This is a genomic window from Thalassospira sp. GO-4, assembly GCF_023588965.1.
GTDB lineage: Bacteria > Pseudomonadota > Alphaproteobacteria > Rhodospirillales > Thalassospiraceae > Thalassospira > Thalassospira povalilytica.
On record NZ_CP097807.1, the window covers coordinates 124,927 to 142,831 of the forward strand.

The 17,905-nt window shown below is 54.8% G+C and carries 17 protein-coding genes and 1 tRNA gene; 10 read left to right on the top strand and 8 right to left on the bottom strand.

The genetic code is table 11. The annotated features are described in order from the left end of the window. Positions 1-59 precede the first annotated feature (59 nt). Genes M9H61_RS00600 through M9H61_RS00610 form a run of 3 tightly spaced genes read right to left on the bottom strand, consistent with a single transcriptional unit; the run spans position 60 to position 3,025 of the window. Positions 60-1,262 carry a nickel/cobalt transporter gene (locus M9H61_RS00600; protein ID WP_305879847.1) on the bottom strand — a complete coding sequence of 401 codons (1,203 nt, stop codon included), beginning with the start codon at positions 1,260-1,262 and terminating at the stop codon, positions 60-62. Continuing rightward, a complete protein-coding gene (locus M9H61_RS00605; protein WP_250282817.1) occupies positions 1,210-1,857 on the bottom strand; it encodes a DUF1007 family protein in 648 nt (215 codons plus the stop codon). Before M9H61_RS00605 ends, M9H61_RS00600 begins: the two co-directional genes overlap by 53 nt. A gap of 7 nt (positions 1,858-1,864) precedes the next feature. Beyond that, positions 1,865-3,025 carry a zinc ABC transporter substrate-binding protein gene (locus M9H61_RS00610; RefSeq protein WP_305879848.1) on the bottom strand — a complete coding sequence of 387 codons (1,161 nt, stop codon included), beginning with the start codon at positions 3,023-3,025 and terminating at the stop codon, positions 1,865-1,867. A gap of 517 nt (positions 3,026-3,542) precedes the next feature. Here M9H61_RS00610 and M9H61_RS00615 point away from each other — a divergent pair. Next, the gene (locus tag M9H61_RS00615) at positions 3,543-4,418 is read left to right on the top strand and encodes a hypothetical protein (RefSeq protein WP_250282819.1); all 876 of its coding nucleotides are present in this window, start codon (positions 3,543-3,545) and stop codon (positions 4,416-4,418) included. A 63-nt stretch (positions 4,419-4,481) separates the two neighbouring features. On the opposite strand, the gene M9H61_RS00620 is transcribed toward M9H61_RS00615, so the two are convergent. The 3 genes from M9H61_RS00620 to M9H61_RS00630 all read right to left on the bottom strand — a co-directional run bounded on the left by M9H61_RS00620 (position 4,482) and on the right by M9H61_RS00630 (position 9,524). Then, positions 4,482-6,065, bottom strand: coding sequence for a SpoVR family protein (locus tag M9H61_RS00620; protein WP_250282821.1), 1,584 nt, complete (start codon positions 6,063-6,065; stop codon positions 4,482-4,484). Next, positions 6,062-7,399 (bottom strand): YeaH/YhbH family protein, encoded by a 1,338-nt coding sequence (locus M9H61_RS00625; RefSeq protein ID WP_250282823.1) that lies wholly within the window; start codon positions 7,397-7,399, stop codon positions 6,062-6,064. Before M9H61_RS00625 ends, M9H61_RS00620 begins: the two co-directional genes overlap by 4 nt. Positions 7,400-7,577: 178 nt before the next feature. Further along, entirely contained in the window at positions 7,578-9,524 is a 1,947-nt protein-coding gene (locus M9H61_RS00630) for a PrkA family serine protein kinase (protein WP_250282825.1), read from the bottom strand. 602 nt (positions 9,525-10,126) lie between these two features. On the opposite strand from M9H61_RS00630, the gene M9H61_RS00635 reads away from it, so the two are divergent. After that, a complete protein-coding gene (locus tag M9H61_RS00635) occupies positions 10,127-10,465 on the top strand; it encodes a rhodanese-like domain-containing protein (RefSeq protein WP_206927250.1) in 339 nt (112 codons plus the stop codon). A 123-nt stretch (positions 10,466-10,588) separates the two neighbouring features. Here M9H61_RS00635 and M9H61_RS00640 read toward each other — a convergent pair whose 3' ends face one another. Continuing rightward, positions 10,589-11,191, bottom strand: a complete 603-nt coding sequence (locus tag M9H61_RS00640; RefSeq protein WP_250282827.1) for a TetR/AcrR family transcriptional regulator — start codon at positions 11,189-11,191, stop codon at positions 10,589-10,591. 144 nt (positions 11,192-11,335) lie between these two features. Between M9H61_RS00640 and M9H61_RS00645 the strand changes: the two genes are divergently transcribed. From M9H61_RS00645 to M9H61_RS00680, 8 genes are all read left to right on the top strand, one after another. Continuing rightward, positions 11,336-11,740, top strand: a complete 405-nt coding sequence (locus M9H61_RS00645) for a RidA family protein (protein ID WP_206927252.1) — start codon at positions 11,336-11,338, stop codon at positions 11,738-11,740. A gap of 144 nt (positions 11,741-11,884) precedes the next feature. Continuing rightward, complete coding sequence (locus M9H61_RS00650; RefSeq protein ID WP_250282829.1) at positions 11,885-12,439, top strand: helix-turn-helix domain-containing protein; 555 nt, start codon at positions 11,885-11,887, stop codon at positions 12,437-12,439. A gap of 22 nt (positions 12,440-12,461) precedes the next feature. Next, positions 12,462-13,031, top strand: coding sequence for a GNAT family N-acetyltransferase (locus tag M9H61_RS00655; RefSeq protein WP_250282831.1), 570 nt, complete (start codon positions 12,462-12,464; stop codon positions 13,029-13,031). A 324-nt stretch (positions 13,032-13,355) separates the two neighbouring features. Continuing rightward, a complete protein-coding gene (dctP, locus tag M9H61_RS00660) occupies positions 13,356-14,345 on the top strand; it encodes a TRAP transporter substrate-binding protein DctP (RefSeq protein ID WP_068517152.1) in 990 nt (329 codons plus the stop codon). Positions 14,346-14,443: 98 nt separating this feature from the next. After that, positions 14,444-15,058: a TRAP transporter small permease gene (locus M9H61_RS00665; RefSeq protein WP_228195796.1), complete on the top strand. Its 615-nt coding sequence runs from the start codon at positions 14,444-14,446 to the stop codon at positions 15,056-15,058. Then, a complete protein-coding gene (locus tag M9H61_RS00670; RefSeq protein WP_068517153.1) occupies positions 15,055-16,326 on the top strand; it encodes a TRAP transporter large permease in 1,272 nt (423 codons plus the stop codon). The genes M9H61_RS00665 and M9H61_RS00670 overlap by 4 nt, the downstream gene beginning before the upstream one ends. A gap of 6 nt (positions 16,327-16,332) precedes the next feature. Next, on the top strand, positions 16,333-17,217 hold the full coding sequence (locus tag M9H61_RS00675; protein ID WP_170310296.1) for an oxaloacetate decarboxylase: 885 nt from the start codon (positions 16,333-16,335) through the stop codon (positions 17,215-17,217). Between the two features lie 116 nt (positions 17,218-17,333). After that, positions 17,334-17,741, top strand: coding sequence for a GFA family protein (locus tag M9H61_RS00680; protein ID WP_101247919.1), 408 nt, complete (start codon positions 17,334-17,336; stop codon positions 17,739-17,741). A 58-nt stretch (positions 17,742-17,799) separates the two neighbouring features. Here M9H61_RS00680 and M9H61_RS00685 read toward each other — a convergent pair. After that, positions 17,800-17,876 (bottom strand) — tRNA-Thr (locus M9H61_RS00685). Positions 17,877-17,905 lie beyond the last annotated feature (29 nt).

Genomic DNA, 17,905 nt, shown 5'->3' on the forward strand with positions numbered 1-17,905 from the left:
AAACCCCAGCAGGCAAAGGTCGAACCGCAGCAAGACCGATCAGCAGAAGGCAAGGCGGGTCAAAGCCATCCCATCTGGCGGGCTGATGCCAGCAACAGCATGACCCCGAAAAGGGTAATGGTCGCGGCACCGGCAAAGCCGACACCACGCCGCACGATCCCCGATGTGCTGTCGGACAGATCAAACAGATGCCGGGTGCCGGTGCGAATGCCGATTGCGGCAAGCCCGATCAGGCTGATGGTCAATGCCACCCCGGCAGCCATGGCAAAGGCAGCCCCGATGCCAATCAGAAACATGCCGTTGGCAAGGGTAAAGAGCAGCACCAGAATCGAACCCGTACAGGGACGCAGCCCGACAACCACGCCACTTGCAATCATCTGCCAGCGTGTTTGCGCCGTCGGAGCAGGGGCGTTTTGATGCGCATGTGCATGTGCATGTGCATGTTCATGTTCATGTGTGTGTTGATGGCGGTCGTCATGTCTGTGTTCGTCATGCCCGAGCCCGTCATGCCCGTGACTGTGGTGATCGGTATGGCCGGTGTGGGCGTGATGCACGTGATGGGTATGGTCACAGGCATGGTGGGAGTGGGTGTCATCATGGTGGTGATGATGATCGTGGTTGTGATTATGGTCGTGATGTTGATGCGTGTGCCCGCCATGGTCACAGCAATCATCCCGGCCCTGAAGAATGCGCAGGCACATCAGCCCGCCCAGAAGGGCGATCAGGGCATATGACACGGCCTCCATCACCAGTCCGTTGCGGGTAATGGCCGCCGGGCCAAGATTGAGAACAAGCGTAAGCGACCCGACAAGAATGATCGCCGAGACGGCCTGCACGGCTGCGATCAGGCTGCCCATGGCGACACCCTGTTTCCAGCCGGCATCGCGCGACAGGAAATAGGTGGTGGTGATCATTTTGCCATGACCGGGACCCGCCGCATGAAAAACGCCATAGGCAAAAGACAGGGCAATGATCATCAGTCCGGGCCAGAAACTGTCACCGGATTTGGCTTCGCGCAGGGTGGCGGTGATTTCGCGGTTCAGTTTGGTCTGGATGATGACGGTTTGACCGACAATATCTGACAACCAGCCGGGCAGGGTGATCATGCTGTCTTCTGCCCGGGATGGTGCGGACGGTGCGGTCGGGGCGGTGTCGGTACTGTCCGACGCACCGCGGCCCAGAAGGTTTGATGATTGGGCGGCTGCCGGATTACTCGACGCGAACGAAATCACCAGGAGCAAGGCCGCCAGAACTGCCGCCATCCGCCACCTTGCCGGCGCAAACAAGATCGGCGCGGACCGGTGCGACAAGGTCAAAATAGATGCGGTTCTTTTCATCTTCGCTCATCTCGAAATGGCAGGACAGGTTCTTGGTGCCGACAAACAGTACGGGATCAACCTGTGTGAAAGCGACATCGATGTAATATTCGGCGTCATAGACAGACAGGCTGATTTTGTCGTTTTTGGGGTCAAGCGGCTGGTCAAGGGTCAGCGTGAAATCATATGTCACGCGCCGGTCATCGGTAATGTCGGCCTTGAAATCGGTCGCACCGGCAAAGGCAAGAAGTTCTTCGTTGCGGCGCAGATGGGTCAGCCAGGAAACTTCGGCAAGGGCGGCAAAGGCATTGTCGCGCAGATTGGTGTTTTCGTCGCCAAAGAACCGGGTGTCATGGTTATGGTCGAATTCATCAATCAGCGTCATGCTGAACAGATCGTCAAACAGCCAGTGCACACGAATTCCGGTAATCCGGTCGTTTTCAAACACAAATTCGGCGCTGGCATCAATCCATACATGGGGATGCGCCAACGCCGCCTGACCGGTTGCCAGCAACGAGGTGCTGGCAACCAGAGCAGTCATAACGGTTTTACGAACCCTGTCCGAGGCAATCGACAAGGGCGTCAACATTCTGTGCAAGGATTTGCTGATAGGTGTCCGGCCCCGCTTTGAGATCGGCACCCAGCGGGTCAAGCGTGCCGGTACGGATGCCGGTATCTGACACAACAGCCTGAACAACTGCCGGACGGAATTGCGGTTCGGCAAAGATGCAAACGGCACCGGTATCGCGAATTTTGTCTTCGATCTCATGGAGGCGCTTGGCTCCGGGCTTCTGGTCGGGGGACACGGTGATCGACCCAACCGCTGTCAAACCAAATCCGGCTTCCAGATACTGATAGGCATCATGGAAAACGACATAGGGTTTGCCCTGAATCGGGGCGACCTTCTGGCGCAGATCATTGCCAAGACTGGTCAGGCTGGCAAGTAACGTTTTCAGATTGTCGCGATAGGCATCGGCGTGTTCCGGGTCGATTTCGACCAGTTCATCGGTGATTGCGATGGCAATGCTTGCGCCATTGGCCGGATCCATCCAGATATGCGGATCTATGCCGCCATGTTCGTGATGGTGATCTTCGTCACTGTCAAGGGTGCCCGCCGCGTGATCGTGGTCGTGATCATCTGCTTCTTTGGCGTCGTCATGATGATGGTCTTTGTCATGATCATCATGAGCATGCTCATTGTGGTCATCATGGTCGCCGTGCGCGTGATCATCATGTTCGTCATGGTCATGGTGATCATCATCATGGCCGGCATGATCTTCATCGTGATCGCCATGCTGGTGGGCTTCCCATGCGCCACCATCGCGCATTTTACGAAGCGCCATGCCTTCGACGGCGACCAGTTCAAGCTGATGGCTGGATTTGGACAGTGTCTGCAACGGTTTTTGCAGGAAACCTTCCAGCGAATGGGAAACATAAACAACCAGATCGGCCTCGCTAAGCGCACGTGCTTCGCTGGGGCGCAGGGAATAGGCATGCGGGGAAGATGCCCCGTCAACCAGCAAGGCCGGTTCGCCGATATCCTTCATGATGGCACTGGCGATCGAATGGATCGGCTTGATGGATGTGACAACCTTGGGGGCATCATCACCGTGGGCCGATGCCGACCCGGCCGGGATGGCAATCAGCGGCAAGGTGGCAAGGGACGCGGCAAAAAACGCGCGGCGAAACATTGGGGAGAAGTCAGGCATGTAACCGATCCGGTCTGGAGTGGGGAAGATTTCGATGACCCGATGTTGTTATGATATAACATAACAATCGGTCAAGCGAAAACTCGATACCGGTACTCATTTCAGGATGGAAATGACCGACCGACTGTGAAGCAGACCACTGTGATCAAGCGACAGGAGACCGCTTTGAATTACCGATTTCAGCCGAAAGAAGCGTGACGGACGGGGCCGGACCTGTCGAAGATAAATATGGAAATAGGAAAATCATTCCGCGCGAAAGGACCAAAATCGACGTTACTAGGTGAAATTTGATCCAATTAGAATTTACCAATTGATCCAAACAGAACAATTGCACAGTCGAAACAAAAAATCTGCGAATGGAGTTGCGGCGATCCGTGCCCTGGACCGCGGTGTTGTCGGCCCAAAACAGATGCCCAAAACATAAGACTGTGCGACCGGTCGGGACTTTAATTGATGGTGTGTGATCCCAATCTACCAGAGGTAGATGTTGTTCATGTTTTCGGGTTTGAGGAACGGCGTGCTTAAATTTTGCAAATGGTTGATTTTCCCGGTGCTGGGATTGTTTGTTATTGGCATTGCAATTTCAAAGCCGTCGCAGGCCGAGACATTCCGCATCGCACTTGTCGGTGACCCGAAAAGCGGGCCTTTTTCCTATCAGTACAAGTTGCTTGAACTTGCCCTTGATCATGCGGGCGGGGACCATCAGGTCGAATATATCGCCTTTGACGGGGCGACGGCCAAACGCATCATGCAGCAAATGGAAGATGGCCAGATCGATGTGATGTTTGCGGGCTATCGCCCCGAATTCGAACAGGATTTTTCCCAGGTCTATGTGCCACTGACCCGCGGTATTCTGGGGCATCGGGTTTTTGTGACCCGGCCCGATATGGCCCAGGCGCTTAATGAAGTCGAGACGCTGGATGATCTGAAAGGTCATTGCATCGGGTCGGGCGCGGACTGGCTGGATACCAGAATCCTTGAAACCAACGGATTTTGTGTTGAAAAGGCGACATACGAAAATCTGTGGCGGATGCTTGATCACGGGCGGTTCGATCTTTTGAATCGCGGGGCCCATGAAGTTCATGCCGAAATCGGTCTGGCCCTTGATGCGGGGATGGATCTGGTTGTTGATCAGAATATCCTTCTGATCTATCCGCTGGATTTCTTTTTCTATGTGCGGGCCGATGACCGGGCCCGCCATGCAATCATCACAGAAGGGTTGCAGGCGGCCTATGAGAACGGGGCCTTCATGCGCAATTTCTATTCCGATCCGGGAATTGCCCGGTCATTGCGCCTGATCCGTGACAGCAAGCGCAAGGTATTTCGCATCCCAAATCCCTATATGTCGTCGCAAACCCATGCGGTGGCCAACAGCTATTGGGAAGGCTATTAGGCGGGCTTGAAACCAGTTGGGCGGCCCAGTTGGACGGCGGGGCATAGACCGCCGGTCACAAGATCAGGAAGTCGCCAGATCTTCGGGCGTGTAATTCATTTCATGAAGGATTTCGCCGGTTTCATAATCAACCGCCTGAAGTGTCACGCCATATCCCCACAATTGCCCGATATAGCCAAGCGTCATCTGGGCTTCGGCTTTTTCAAGGCGGATGCCTTCATGTTCGGTATGCTGGACATAAAGCTGGCGATTGCCGCGGATATCGACATCGACCACCTGCATGTCGGGTTCACGCACCGAAATGTCATGCATCCGGGCCAGTGACCGGCGGACCTTGCGATAGCCGTTATCATCATGAATGGCTGCGACTTCGAGATGCGGGGATGTGCTTTGATCATCGATCATGAACATTCGCATGTCGCGCATCAGTTTGGGCGACAGGAATTGCAGGATGAAGCTTTCATCGCGGTAATGTGCCCAGGCTTCCTTGAGCGTTTCCACCGGCTCATTATTCCCGGCGATATCGGGGAACCATTTGCGGTCCTCGTCGGTCGGATCAACACAGATGCGGTGGATATCCTGCATCATGGCAAAGCCCAGCGCATAGGGATTGAACCCGGAATAACGCGGATCATCATATTCGGCCTGAAACACGACGCGCGAATGGTAATCGATGAATTCCATCATCGCGCCTTCTGAAATCAGGCCCCTGTCATACAGGCTGTTCATGATGGCGTAATGCACATAGCACGCACAGCCTTCATTCATCATTTTGGTCTGTTTCTGGGGATAGAAATACTGACCGATATTGCGCACAATCCGCAGGATTTCACGTTCCCATGCCTGAAGCGACGGTGCATTTTTTTCCAGGAAATAAAGCAGGTTTTCTTCCGGAAGGCCGAATTGGGCGCGGCGTTCCTCGATCCGCATTTTGCGTTTGAGCTCGTCCATATCCTGATCGCCCTGATCAGGCTGGGGCAGGGTGCGCCACAGATCGTTATAGGTTTCGTCTTCGTATTTGGCCCGTTCGCGTTCACGTTCCAGTTCGACCGCAAGATTGGGCTTTTCCGGATGGGAATAACGGTTAACCCCCTGTTCCATCAGGGCATGGGCGGCATCAAGTACGCGTTCAACCGCGTCAAAGCCGTACCGGTCTTCGCATTTGGCGATATAGCCCTTGGCGAATTGCAGGTAATCCAGAATGCCTTCGGCATCGGTCCATTGTTTGAACAGATAGTTGTTTTTGAAAAAATGGTTATGCCCGAACGCGGCATGGGCCATGACCAGCGCCTGCATGACGATGGTGTTTTCTTCCATCACATAGGAAATGCAGGGGTTCGAATTGATCACGATTTCATAGGCCAGCCCCTGATAGCCCTTGCGATACATGACATCATCGCGCACGAACCGTTTGCCGAACGACCAGTGGTGATACATCAAGGGCATGCCGATCGATGAATAGGCATCAAGCATCTGTTCGGAGGTGATGACTTCGACCTGGTTGGGATAGACATCAAGTTTGAGTTCATTGATCGCGATGTCTTCAATCGCGTCATAGGTCGCCTTGAGCGTTTCGAAATCCCAGTCGGCACTGGTGAAAAGCAGTTTGCCATTATCAGCTTCGGAGGATTTGGTTTTGGTGCTCATAGCCGTGCCTCCGTGCGGTTTTTGGCAAAGAGTTCCCGGAATACCGGGAAGATGTCGGCGGCCTTTGTCACCCGTTTAAGGGCAAAGCGCGGATTGTGCGACGCCAGCGGGGCATAGGCCTTCCACAGGGCGGTTTCGCCTTCGGCAGCGGCGAAAATCTCGGCCTCACGCTCATCAGTGATTTCGATATAGGCGTAATACTGGCATTTCGGCAAAAGGTCTTCGGCCAGCAGGCTGGTGCATTTGGCGCCGTCATTGGAATAGTTGTCGCCATCGGATGCCTGTGCGGCATAGATGTTCCACTGATCGGTGGGATAGCGGTCCTTGAGCACCTTTTTCATTTCTTCAAGGGCGGTGGAAACAATGGTGCCACCGGTTTCGCGCGAATAGAAAAAGGTTTCTTCATCAACTTCGGCGGCGCGTGATGTATGGCGGATGAACACCACTTCGACATGTTCGTAGCGACGATGCAAAAACAGATGCAGCAACATGAAGAACCGCTTGGCCAGTTCCTTCATCTGTTCGGACATCGATCCCGATACATCCATCAGACAGAACATCACCGCCTGGGTGTTGGGATCGGGGATTTGCTGGAACTGGTTATAGCGGGTATCGATCGGATCAATGAACGGGATCGCCTTCATGCGGCGTTTGGCTTCTTCAAGATCGGCCAGCAATCCGTGCAGGCTGTCTTCGTCGGCCTTGGTCAGTTTGCCATTGGGGCGTTTTTCGGCCTTGGCCTGAAGGGCTGCGATCTTTTCTTCGAGTTCGCGGACTTCGGCGGTTTTGGGCCGTCTCAGGCCGATGCGCCGGGCCAGTGAATTGCGCATGGTGCGCACAAGGCTCAGGTTGGCGGGCGTGCCTTCAACCGAAAAGCCCGCACGCGCATTGCGAAACGCGGTGGTCTGTTTCAGGCTTTTTTTCAAAAGGTCGGGCAGTTCGAGATCTTCGAAAAAGATATCAAGGAATTCATCGCGGGTCAGGGTGAACTGGAAATCATCCTCGCCGTCGCCATCGGGGCTTGCCTGTGACCCGCCGGCCCCGGCGTCACCACCTTGCGGGCGGGCGATGCGGTCGCCCTGAACGAACTTCTTGTTACCGGGCAGGACATAGTTGCGGTTGCCGCCCCGTCCGGCGTGGTGGAAGCCCGGTTCTTTCAATGTCTTGCCGGGAATGGTGATCTGATCGCCGCTGGTGATATCGGTGATGCCGCGCGACCGGATGGTGTCTTCGACGGCTTTTTTGATCTGGGCCTTGGCCCGGCGCATGAAACGCTGTCGGTTGCCAAGACTTTTGCCTGTCGGGTTCTTGCGGCGGTCAACGATATACAGCATGGGCATTCACATCCTTGGACCGACATGCCGGGATAAGGGGCCGTCATGTCATGTGCAGGTCGCTTGGGCCTTTGGTCTTTGACAGGATGGGCGAACGGGTGCCCATCCTGCGACGGGATAAAAGCCGGGCGGACAAGGGAGAAACCGCCCGGCAGGGTCGGTAAGCCGAGGGCGTGGCTTAGCCGGCCTTATTGACGCGCATATACCATTCGACCAGACGGCGGGTCTGACGTTCGGTATAGCTTCGATCGATCATGCGTTTGACGAACTCGTTATGTTTCTTCTCGGTTTCGCTGTCTTTTTTCGAGCCGAATGAAATCACCGGCAGAAGGTCCTCGACCTGGCTGAACATGCGTTTTTCAATCACATCACGCAGTTTCTCATAAGACGTCCAGGACGGGTTTTTGCCCTTGTTATTCGCACGTGCGCGCAGGGCAAATTTGACGACCTCGTTACGGAAGTCCTTGGGATTGGCGATGCCGGCCGGTTTTTCGATTTTCGAAAGTTCCTGATCAATGATCTTGCGATCAAGAAGCTGTCCGGTATCGGGGTCCTTGAAGTCCTGATCCTCGATCCAGGCATCGGCATAGGACACATAGCGATCAAACAGGTTCTGACCGTAATCGGAATAGCTTTCGAGATAGGCCTTCTGGATTTCTGCCCCGATGAATTCGGCATAACGCGGTGCCAGTTCGGACTTGATGAAGTCCATATAATCCTTTTCGCGTTCTTCGGGATATTGTTCACGCCGGATCGCCTGTTCAAGCACATACATCAGATGCACCGGATCGGCGGCGACTTCGTGGGTGTCATGGTTGAAGGTTTCAGACAGAACCTTGAAGGCAAACCGGGTGGAAATGCCGTCCATGCCTTCGTCGACACCGGCGGTATCGCGGTATTCCTGCATGGATTTGGCTTTGGGGTCGACATCCTTCAATGTCTCGCCGTCATAGACCCGCATTTTGGAATAAAGGTTGGAGTTTTCATGTTCCTGCAACCGCGACAGGACCGAAAACTGTGCCAGCATCTTGAGCGTTCCGGGCGCACAGGCACCCTGTTCAAGTTCGGATCCCTGAAGCAGCTTTTCATAGATCATGGTTTCTTCGGTAACCCGCAGGCAATAGGGGACTTTGATCACCGAGATACGATCAATGAAGGCTTCGTTGTTCTTGTTGGATTTGAAGGTCTGCCATTCGGCTTCGTTCGAATGCGCAAGGATCAAGCCCTGGAACGGGATGGCGCCAAGGTTTTCCGTGCCGATATAGTTGCTTTCCTGGGTTGCGGTCAGAAGCGGATGCAGCATCTTGATCGGGGCCTTGAACATTTCGACAAATTCAAGCAAGCCCTGATTGGCGCGGTTCAGACCACCGGAATAGCTATAGGCATCCGGGTCGTTCTGACTGAAATATTCAAGTTTGCGGATATCGACCTTGCCGACCAGTGACGAGATATCCTGATTGTTTTCATCACCCGGTTCGGTTTTGGCGATTGCGATCTGACGCAGGCGCGACGGGATCAGCTTGACCACCGAGAATTTGGAAAGATCACCGCCAAATTCGTCAAGACGCTTGACCGCCCAGGGCGACATAAGCCCGGTCAGACGACGTTTGGGAATACCGTATTTGTCCTGGATGGCGTCACCCATTTTGGCCGGGTTGAACAGGCCAAGCGGGCTTTCAAATACCGGGCTGATCTGGTCGCCAGCCTTCAGAACATAGATCGGTTCGCGTTCCATCAGCTCCTTGAGCCGTTCGGCAAGCGAACTTTTGCCGCCGCCAACCGGGCCGAGCAGATAAAGAACCTGTTTGCGTTCTTCTAGCCCCTGTGCCGCATATTTGAAGAAGCCGACAATGCGTTCGACGGTTTCTTCCATGCCAAAGAAATCGGCAAAGGCAGGGTAACGTTTGATGGTTCGGTTCAGGAAAATACGGCCAAGGCGGGGATCGGTCGATGTATCGATCAGTTCCGGTTCGCCAATCGCCGTGATCATGCGTTCCGCGGCCGAGGCATAGGCCGTTGGATCTTCGCGACATAGATTAAGGTAGTCACGGATGGTCAGTTCGGTTTCTTGCTTTCCGTCATACCCTTCCGCATACAGCTCGAAGATGTCCTTGTCTTCAGCCATGGCGCGGTCTCCTTTCAAACGTTATCCCTTTGGTATCGAACGATCGTTTCCTGTCCTGCCTGTTTTGCATTGCAGCAGACCTGTTGATGGCCGCCTGATTCTGTATACGTCAGCAAATGGTACAAAAGTTCATTTGCCAGACAGTAAATATTTTAACGAAGACTATTTAGCTTCTGGTTAAAATCGGCAGAAGATGCCAAGAGTTTGAAGTTGTTGTCTTTGCCGGTTCGCAAGTTAATATTTGCTACTTTGGGTTGCTGTCTTTTGGCCCCGTTTCGGCAGCCCTTTGATAAAGACTTCAGACCTGAATGGGCGTCGACCTGTCGCCATGACCCGGATCGTTGCCGCTGGAAAATGTCCTATTAAAAGACTTGGGAAGCAGCGACCTGTTCCGCAAGGTAAGATAAAGGTATTGGCGAAAGAATTTCCATTCGGGTGATCACGGTTGAGTGACCGGAACGGGCTGTGGGCAAGGCAGTTGCCCGTGATCCGACCTGTCAAAATTATTTTGCGTTTGCACAGTCGGCGGGTCGGACGTTATCACTGCACCAATCGCGAAACCGGCGGCGGTTATGGTCGCGCCGCCCAGCAGGAAGAATGAAATGACCGATGGTGCTGTAAAATTTGTCGAACCCCACGAGCTTGATCTTCTGATCGGCCAGGACGCGGTGACTGTCATCGACGTGCGTGAACCCGATGAATTCGCCACCGGCCATATCGAAACCGCGATCAATATGCCGACATCAAATTTTGACATTTCGGCACTGGTTGACCTGACCGATGAAAATGACACCGACCTGGTGTTTGTCTGTGCGGTGGGACAGCGATCCTTTGGCGCGGCCAATGCCGTTCTGCCCCATGTTGATTGCGCGGTCAGCAACCTTAAGGGCGGCATCCAAAGCTGGACCCGGGCCGGATTTGATCTTGAAGGTGGCAAATAAGCCCGGAATTGGTCGTCGGGCAGGGAAGGCTGTTTAATGCTGCCTTTCGCCAGACCCGTAGCTTGGTCCGTCCGGAACGCCCAGTTTGCCCAATCCGCCCGATCTGCCGGGGCCACCCGTGAATTATCTGTGTTCGTTGTTGACCAGAACCCCAGATGCAAGGCATTCGAATGCTGAAATTGCCTTGTGAAGGGTTGCTTGCGGATCATCGCTTGTTGCAACCCACAGGGCCGCATTCAATGCCACGCCGTTCAGCATTCTTGCCAGGGCTTCAATATCCACAGATTTGATCGCGCCCTGATCGGCCAGTTCCCCAAGTGTTGCAATCGTCGCCTGCAAGCAGCGATTTTGACTTGGCCAGTTTGACGGATCGCCAAGGAAAGCCGGACCATCGCGAAGGACGATGCGCTGGATCTCGGGATCAAGGGCCAGTTCGATATATGTCCTGCCTTCGGCCAATAATCCGTTCCAGCCACCCCCGGCGGCATCACCGGCATCTTTGGCCTTTTGGGCCATGGCCGAGTCAATTTCATCGACAACAGCCGCAAGCAACCCAAGCTTGTCACCAAAATTATGATAAAGCGCGCCACGCGTCAGGCCGGCGGATGCTGTCAGTTCATCCATTGACGCATCTGCATATCCCTTGTGGGCAAAGGCCTTGCGCCCCGCAGCGATCAATTTAGCGCGCGTTTCTTCCATTTTTTCAGCACGGGTCTTGGCAGTCATCAGGCACTCCGATTTTAACATACGGCACGTATGTTAATTGACATACGTGATGTATGTGAATATATCTTTGCTTCACATACGCAGCGTATCTGAATTGAGTCTAAAACGCCACATCAACTGAATTTATCTGAACAGGAGGGCTTTATGTCCCTTGCAAACCAAGCAATCTTTCCCCCGAACCGTCATGCCCTTTATGAGGCGCATGGCTATTCCCCGGCCATCCGGTCTGGCGATCTTCTGTTTGTTTCCGGTCAGGTTGGCAGTCGCGAAGACGGAACCCCGGAACCGGATTTCAAAAAGCAGGTCGAACTGGCGTTTGAAAACCTAAGAGCGATCCTTGAGGCGGCTGGTTGCAGCTTTGATGACATTATTGATGTCACCAGTTTCCACACCGATCCGGAAAACCAGTTTGGCGATATCATGGCGGTCAAAGGGGCGGTCTTTGATCGGGCCCCGTATCCGAACTGGACGGCCGTTGGGGTGACCTGGCTTTCCGGTTTTGATTTCGAGATCAAGGTTGTTGCGCGTATTCCCGATGGGCAGGTTTGACGACGCAATTGATCCACACAGCAAAACTGGCGTGATTTGATCAAATTAAAACCGGCCCTGCGTGGTGAATGCAGGGCCGGTTTTCTGTCTTGACGAATTCTCATAAATGGAAAAATATCCCGATATTGAGATTCGAGGTTCAAGATGGAAGAAATCGAAACACGCCTTGCCCGACGCCTGTCACAACTGCGAACCGAACGCGGTTGGTCGCTTGATGAGCTGGCAAAGCGCAGCGGGGTCAGTCGCGCCAGCCTGTCGCGCATTGAAAATGGTGATGTCAGCCCGACCGCCAGTGTATTGAGCAAGCTGTGCGTTGCCTTTGGCGTCACGCTGTCGCGTTTGATGCAGATGGTCGAAGATGATTTCACGCCACTGGTCAAACGCCAGGATCAGGAAATCTGGACCGATCCGGAAACCGGATATCGCCGCCGTCTGGTATCGCCAACATCGCGCAATCTGGCGGGTGAAGTCCTGGAAGTCGAAATCGATCCGGGCACGCGGATTGAATATGGCGGATCGCCACGCGACGGGCTGGAACATCATCTTGTAATGCTTGACGGCATGCTGAGCCTGACGGTGGATGGCAAGCGCCATGAACTGGGGGCGGGGGATTGCCTGCGCTATCAGCTGCGCGGCGGCAATGTGTTTGAAACCCCGTCCACCTCCGGGGCGCGCTATCACCTGTTTATTGTCGAATAACCAATCTGAAAGCATCGCGATCATGGGCCAGACCAACCGGATTACCCCACCACGCATCATCACCCTTGATGCGGATGCGCTTGCCGATCGTCTTGAGGCATTTGGTGCGATGCTGCATGCCTGTGTGCATGACGGGGCCAGCATCGGTTTTATCGAGCCTTTCCCGATATCCGAGGCGGTGGCATTTTGGCGCGACCGGATCATCCCGGCAGTGGCCGGGGGCAAAAGAACGCTTTTCGTCGCCCTTGATGATGATCGGGTGGTTGGCACGGTGCAGCTTGATATCGATACCATGCCCAATCAGGCCCATCGCGGAGATATCAGCAAACTGATGGTCCATCCTGACTGTCGTCGACGCGGCATTGCCCGTCTTTTGATGCAGGCCGCAGAAAGGCGGGCAGGGGAACTGGGGCGCAGTTTGCTGACCCTTGATACCCGTACCGGCGACAGTGCCGAGACACTTTATGCATCGCTTGGCTTTGAAACTGCCGGGGTCATTCCGCAATTTGCCCGCGATCCGTTTTCCGAAAAGCTCAGTGCGACAACCGTGATGTATAAACGCCTGCCAATATCAACGTCCCGGGCCGGGTGAGCAGGGCAAATAGAAGCTTGCCTAGCCGTTTGAAACTGGGCGCGATTCTCTGATTTGTATTCAAAACAAACATTGTGGCATGCCACATTCGACTGCCGGTCCTGACCGTGCGGAGCGAATTACATTGTTGCGTTGCGGAAATTTCTACCCGGAACGGCCCGGACTCCCTTTATTCCATGGTTTCAGCAGGTTGTGCGCCGCACTAAGGGTTTTCTGATAGATCGCCCATACCGTGCGAAACATGTTGAACCGCGCCAAAAAATAGGCGCATCTTTGCGGTCCGGCATTAAGAATTAGAATAAAAGTTCCTGGAGGAAGTCTATTATGAAGAAATTTGCCCTCGCCGCGGCCCTGATGACGGCCGTCGGATTTTCCGGTGCTGTGCATGCGGCTGATCTGACCCTGCGCATTTCGCTGCAACTGCCGATGAAAAGCCACCTTGGCCAGAACCTTTTGATGTTCAAGAACGAGGTCGAGGAAAAATCGAACGGCGATATCGAAGTTCAGATTTATGACTCGGCCCAGCTTTACAAGGATAAAGAAGTCCCAGCAGCCGTCGGTTCTGGCGCGATCGAAATGGGTGTGGCATCGCTGACCCGTTATGTCGGTGACGTTCCGGCCGTTGACGTGTTCTATCAGCCGTTCCTTCTCGATACCGAAGAAAAGGTCCGCAAGGCCGTTGCCCCGGATTCCCCGGTTCGCGCACCGCTTGATGCGGCGATTGCCGATACCGGTGCCACGGTTCTGTGGTGGCAGGCATATGGCGGATCGATCATGCTGTCGAATGGCGGCCCGATCAAAGGTCCGGATGGCCTCAAAGGTCAGAAAGTTCGCGTATTCTCGAAAACCCAGGGTGATTTCATCTCTGCGGCTGGTGGTGCGCCGACCCTGATTTCCGGGTCCGAGCAGTATATCGCCTATCAGCGTGGCACGGTTGATGTCGGCATGACCGGCATGTCGGGCGTCAAATCCCGTCAGCTTTGGGAAGTCATGGACACCGTAACCACCACCAACGATGCCGATATCGAATTCATCGTGGTTGTGAATACCGAATTCTGGAACGGTCTGACCGATGAGCAGCGCGAAATCATCTCGACCGCGGCGGTAAATGCCGAAAACGACGTGCGTGATCGCATGTCGGCAATCGAAGCTGCTGCCTTTGACGAAGCCAAGGCCAACGGCATGACCATTTACCATCCGACCGAGGAAGAAATGGCTGCATGGCGCGAAGCTGCGAAACCGGTTTACGAGGCGTTCCTTGCCCATACCGGTGATCTTGGCAAGCAGGTCTTTGAAGCTGCGCAGAAGTTCTGATCATAAAGCCGGTCCCGCCCAATTTCCGGTGCGGGACCGGATGATCTTTTTGAATGTGATCATGTCATCACTTGCCGTGCCGCCGATCATGACGATCCATGTTTCGCGCTTCCGTCACCCGGTCGGCAATTGATGATGATTTCCCGCCCCTTTATCGAGATCAGGAGATGTCCGTTTCACGGTCGCGCATGATCAGCCACCCGGGTAACGGCATTTGTTTTACGATGTTTGATCGTTTTATGCTTTTTCTGGCATGGGCTGCCGCCATCCTGTTCGTGTTGGCAGGCTGCATGCTGACTTATGAAGTTATTGCCCGTTATTTCTTTATCCGTCCGACGATCTGGGCGGCTGAGCTTTCACAGCTTTGCCTGATCTGGGGGGCGTTGCTTGGCATGCCCTGGGCGCTGGCTGCGCGCCGCCATATTGCGGTTGATGCGGTCACCCGTCTGTTTTCACCCACAGCCCAGCGCGGAATCGAAATTGCCGCGATGGCGTGCATTTTCGCCTTTTCGGTGATGGTGACCTACAAGGGCTGGGAAATCTTTTATGAAAGCTTCGAGCGCGGGCGCACCAGCGGCACCATGCTTGATCTTCCGGCCTGGGTGGCAGAGCTTCCCGTTGCCATCGGCTTTGCGCTTCTGGCCATTCAAGCGGTGATTGAAATCGTCGGCCTTCTGCGCGGCAAGGATATTCCGAAAGGGGCACACGAATGACCATTCTTCTGACCCTTGCGGCGATGTTTGCGCTGTTGCTGGCGCGTGTTCCGGTGGCCTTTGCCCTTGGCGGGCTCGGGCTTGCCATGCTGTTGCTGGGCGGTTTTTCGCCCTTGATGGCGCCACAGGCGATTCTGTCAACGCTTGATGGCTTTATCCTTCTGGCGGTGCCGCTGTTTCTTTTGATGTCGAATATCCTGTTGCGTGCCGGGGTGGGCAATGACCTGTTTGCAGCGGTCAGCGCCTGGGTCGGGCATTGGCCGGGCGGTCTTGCGGTGGCAACCATCCTGTCATGCGGTGTGTTTGCCGCCATTTCCGGATCGTCGGTCGCAACAGCAGCCACCATCGGCACGGTCGCCATCCCGGAAATGATCAATCGCGGCTATAACAAGAAATTTGTCTATGGGCTTCTGGCGGCGGGCGGCACGTTGGGCATTCTGATCCCGCCATCGATCCCGATGATCATTTACGGCTTTGTGACCGAAGAATCGGTGATTTCGCTGTTTCTTGCCGGGATCGGTCCGGGCATCGCGCTTCTGGTTTTCTTCATCCTGTTTTCGATGGTCTATGCCCGCATGGGCGGGCAGGAACGCGAACCCAAACAGGGATGGGCAGAACGCCGTCGGGCCACGCTCAAGGCGCTGCCTGCCGTGATCCTTGCGGTTCTGATTATTTCGGGGATCTATTCGGGGGCCTTTACCCCGACCGAGGCCGCGGCGATCGGCTTTGCCGCGTCGCTGATTATTACCGGCCCGATCATGCGGGTTCTGACATGGGATGCGCTTAAAAAGGCGGTATTCGATTCCATGGCAACCACGGTTGCGATCATTCTGATCATTGCCGGGGCCAAAATCTTTGGCAAGGCGATCACGCTTTACCGAATCCCCCAGGACATCTCGATGATGATCACCCAGGGAATCGACACCGATCTTGGTTTCATTCTGGTGGTGACGGCGGTTCTGCTGGTGATGGGGCTGGTGTTCGAAGCACTGTCGATGGTGCTGATCATGACGCCGGTTCTGCTGCCAGCCGCCCTTGCGCTTGGATTCGATCCGATCTGGTTCGGCGTCTATATGGTGATCATGGTTGAATGTGCCCTGATTACGCCGCCGGTCGGGCTGAACCTTTATGTCATCCAGTCGGTGGCCAAGGCCCGGCTGGGTGAGGTCGCAAGTGGCGTCGCACCGTTCCTGATCCTGATGTTCGTGACAGCGGCTATTCTGTACGTCTGGCACGACCTTGCACTCTATATCCCATTCAAGCTGTAAAGACCGATGACACATATAAAGACACCTGCCGATCAATTGCGTGCGCTGCTTGCCACCGGCGATCTGATCACCATGCCGTGCTGTTTTGATGCGCTTTCTGCCAAGCTGATCGAACAGGAAGGCTTTGCCCTGACCTTCATGTCCGGATTCGCAACATCGGCCGCCCGGATTGGCGAACCCGATCTTGGCCTGATGTCCTATGGCGAGGTTCTCGATCAGGCGCGCAACATTACCGATGCCATTTCGATCCCCCTGATTGGCGATGGCGATACCGGTTATGGCAATGCCATGAATGTCCGGCGCACCGTGACCGGCTTTGCCAAGGCGGGCTGTGCGGCTGTGATGATCGAAGACCAATTGGCGCCCAAACGTTGTGGCCATACCAAGGGCAAGGAAGTTGTCGGCCGCGACGAGGCCTTTGACCGTATCCGTGCGGCGGTGGATGCCAGGGATGCCGGGGCCGATATCCTAATTCTGGCGCGCACCGATGCCCGTCATCAGCATGGCCTGTCCGAGGCGATTGACCGTGCGGCGAAGTTCAAGGAACTGGGGGCAGATATTCTGTTTGTCGAAGCACCCAAAAGTGTTGATGAAATGCGGACCCTTTGTGCCGAACTGCCGGGGCCGAAAATGGCCAATATCGTCGAAGGTGGTGAAACCCCGGATCTGTCGCCCGAAGAACTCAAGGATATCGGCTATCAGATTGCTGCCTATCCGTTATCCCTGATGGCAGCCGCCATGAAGGCGATGGTGGAATGCCTGCAAACCATGAAGGCCGGTCAGCCACGCGATGAAAAATTGATGAACTGGGCTGATTTGCGCAACCGCATCGGGTTCGATGATTATTATAAAGAATCGGAACGCTATGCGTCATCCAGACGGGATGGCTGACAGCGCGGCATCCTGAACAGAATGGTCTTTCGACGGGCGGTGCGAATATTGATATCATGCACCGCCCGAACTGTTTGCGGACAAATTGCGGGCAACAGACATTCAGGGATCAGCAGATGACAGAGAAACATCACGGCAGTTGCCAGTGCGGGGCGGTAACATTCGAGGTCTCCGGTCGCTTTGACAGTTTCTTTTTGTGTCATTGCCAATATTGCCGCAAAGACACGGGATCGGCATATGCCGCGAACTTGTTTTCCCGGCAGGCAAAGCTCGACTGGCGTTCTGGCAGGGACAAGGTTGTGACCTATACTGTGCCCGATACACGTCACGAAAAATCATTCTGTCAGACATGCGGTGCGGCGGTGCCGCGCGAACAGTTTGGCGGTCGTCTGGTTGTCGTGCCGGCGGGATGTCTTGATAGTGACCTGATAAAGCGCCCTGATGCGCATATCATGCTGGGCAGCAAGGCTGGCTGGGATGATGATCTGCACGAAATCGGGCGGCTTGACGGCTTGCCGGAATAACCGGACCGCCCAGACAAAAGAAAACCCCGTAAGCATGTGCTTGCGGGGTTTCTTTTAATGGTGCCGGCAGAGAGACTCGAACTCCCAACCTTCTGATTACAAATCAGCTGCTCTACCAATTATAGCTATGCCGGCGTGAGCGGCGCGAAACATAATCCGGGCCG

Coding starts and splice junctions, on each gene's coding strand:
- M9H61_RS00610 (WP_305879848.1), bottom strand. CDS start 3,025: ATGCCTGACTTCTCCCCAATGTTTCGCCGCGCGTTTTTTGCCGCGTCC.
- M9H61_RS00635 (WP_206927250.1), top strand. CDS start 10,127: ATGACCGATGGTGCTGTAAAATTTGTCGAACCCCACGAGCTTGATCTT.
- dctP (WP_068517152.1), top strand. CDS start 13,356: ATGAAGAAATTTGCCCTCGCCGCGGCCCTGATGACGGCCGTCGGATTT.
- M9H61_RS00650 (WP_250282829.1), top strand. CDS start 11,885: ATGGAAGAAATCGAAACACGCCTTGCCCGACGCCTGTCACAACTGCGA.
- M9H61_RS00630 (WP_250282825.1), bottom strand. CDS start 9,524: ATGGCTGAAGACAAGGACATCTTCGAGCTGTATGCGGAAGGGTATGAC.
- M9H61_RS00605 (WP_250282817.1), bottom strand. CDS start 1,857: ATGACTGCTCTGGTTGCCAGCACCTCGTTGCTGGCAACCGGTCAGGCG.
- M9H61_RS00655 (WP_250282831.1), top strand. CDS start 12,462: ATGGGCCAGACCAACCGGATTACCCCACCACGCATCATCACCCTTGAT.
- M9H61_RS00670 (WP_068517153.1), top strand. CDS start 15,055: ATGACCATTCTTCTGACCCTTGCGGCGATGTTTGCGCTGTTGCTGGCG.
- M9H61_RS00625 (WP_250282823.1), bottom strand. CDS start 7,399: ATGCTGTATATCGTTGACCGCCGCAAGAACCCGACAGGCAAAAGTCTT.
- M9H61_RS00620 (WP_250282821.1), bottom strand. CDS start 6,065: ATGAGCACCAAAACCAAATCCTCCGAAGCTGATAATGGCAAACTGCTT.
- M9H61_RS00675 (WP_170310296.1), top strand. CDS start 16,333: ATGACACATATAAAGACACCTGCCGATCAATTGCGTGCGCTGCTTGCC.
- M9H61_RS00600 (WP_305879847.1), bottom strand. CDS start 1,262: ATGGCGGCAGTTCTGGCGGCCTTGCTCCTGGTGATTTCGTTCGCGTCG.
- M9H61_RS00680 (WP_101247919.1), top strand. CDS start 17,334: ATGACAGAGAAACATCACGGCAGTTGCCAGTGCGGGGCGGTAACATTC.
- M9H61_RS00640 (WP_250282827.1), bottom strand. CDS start 11,191: ATGACTGCCAAGACCCGTGCTGAAAAAATGGAAGAAACGCGCGCTAAA.
- M9H61_RS00665 (WP_228195796.1), top strand. CDS start 14,444: ATGTTTCGCGCTTCCGTCACCCGGTCGGCAATTGATGATGATTTCCCG.
- M9H61_RS00645 (WP_206927252.1), top strand. CDS start 11,336: ATGTCCCTTGCAAACCAAGCAATCTTTCCCCCGAACCGTCATGCCCTT.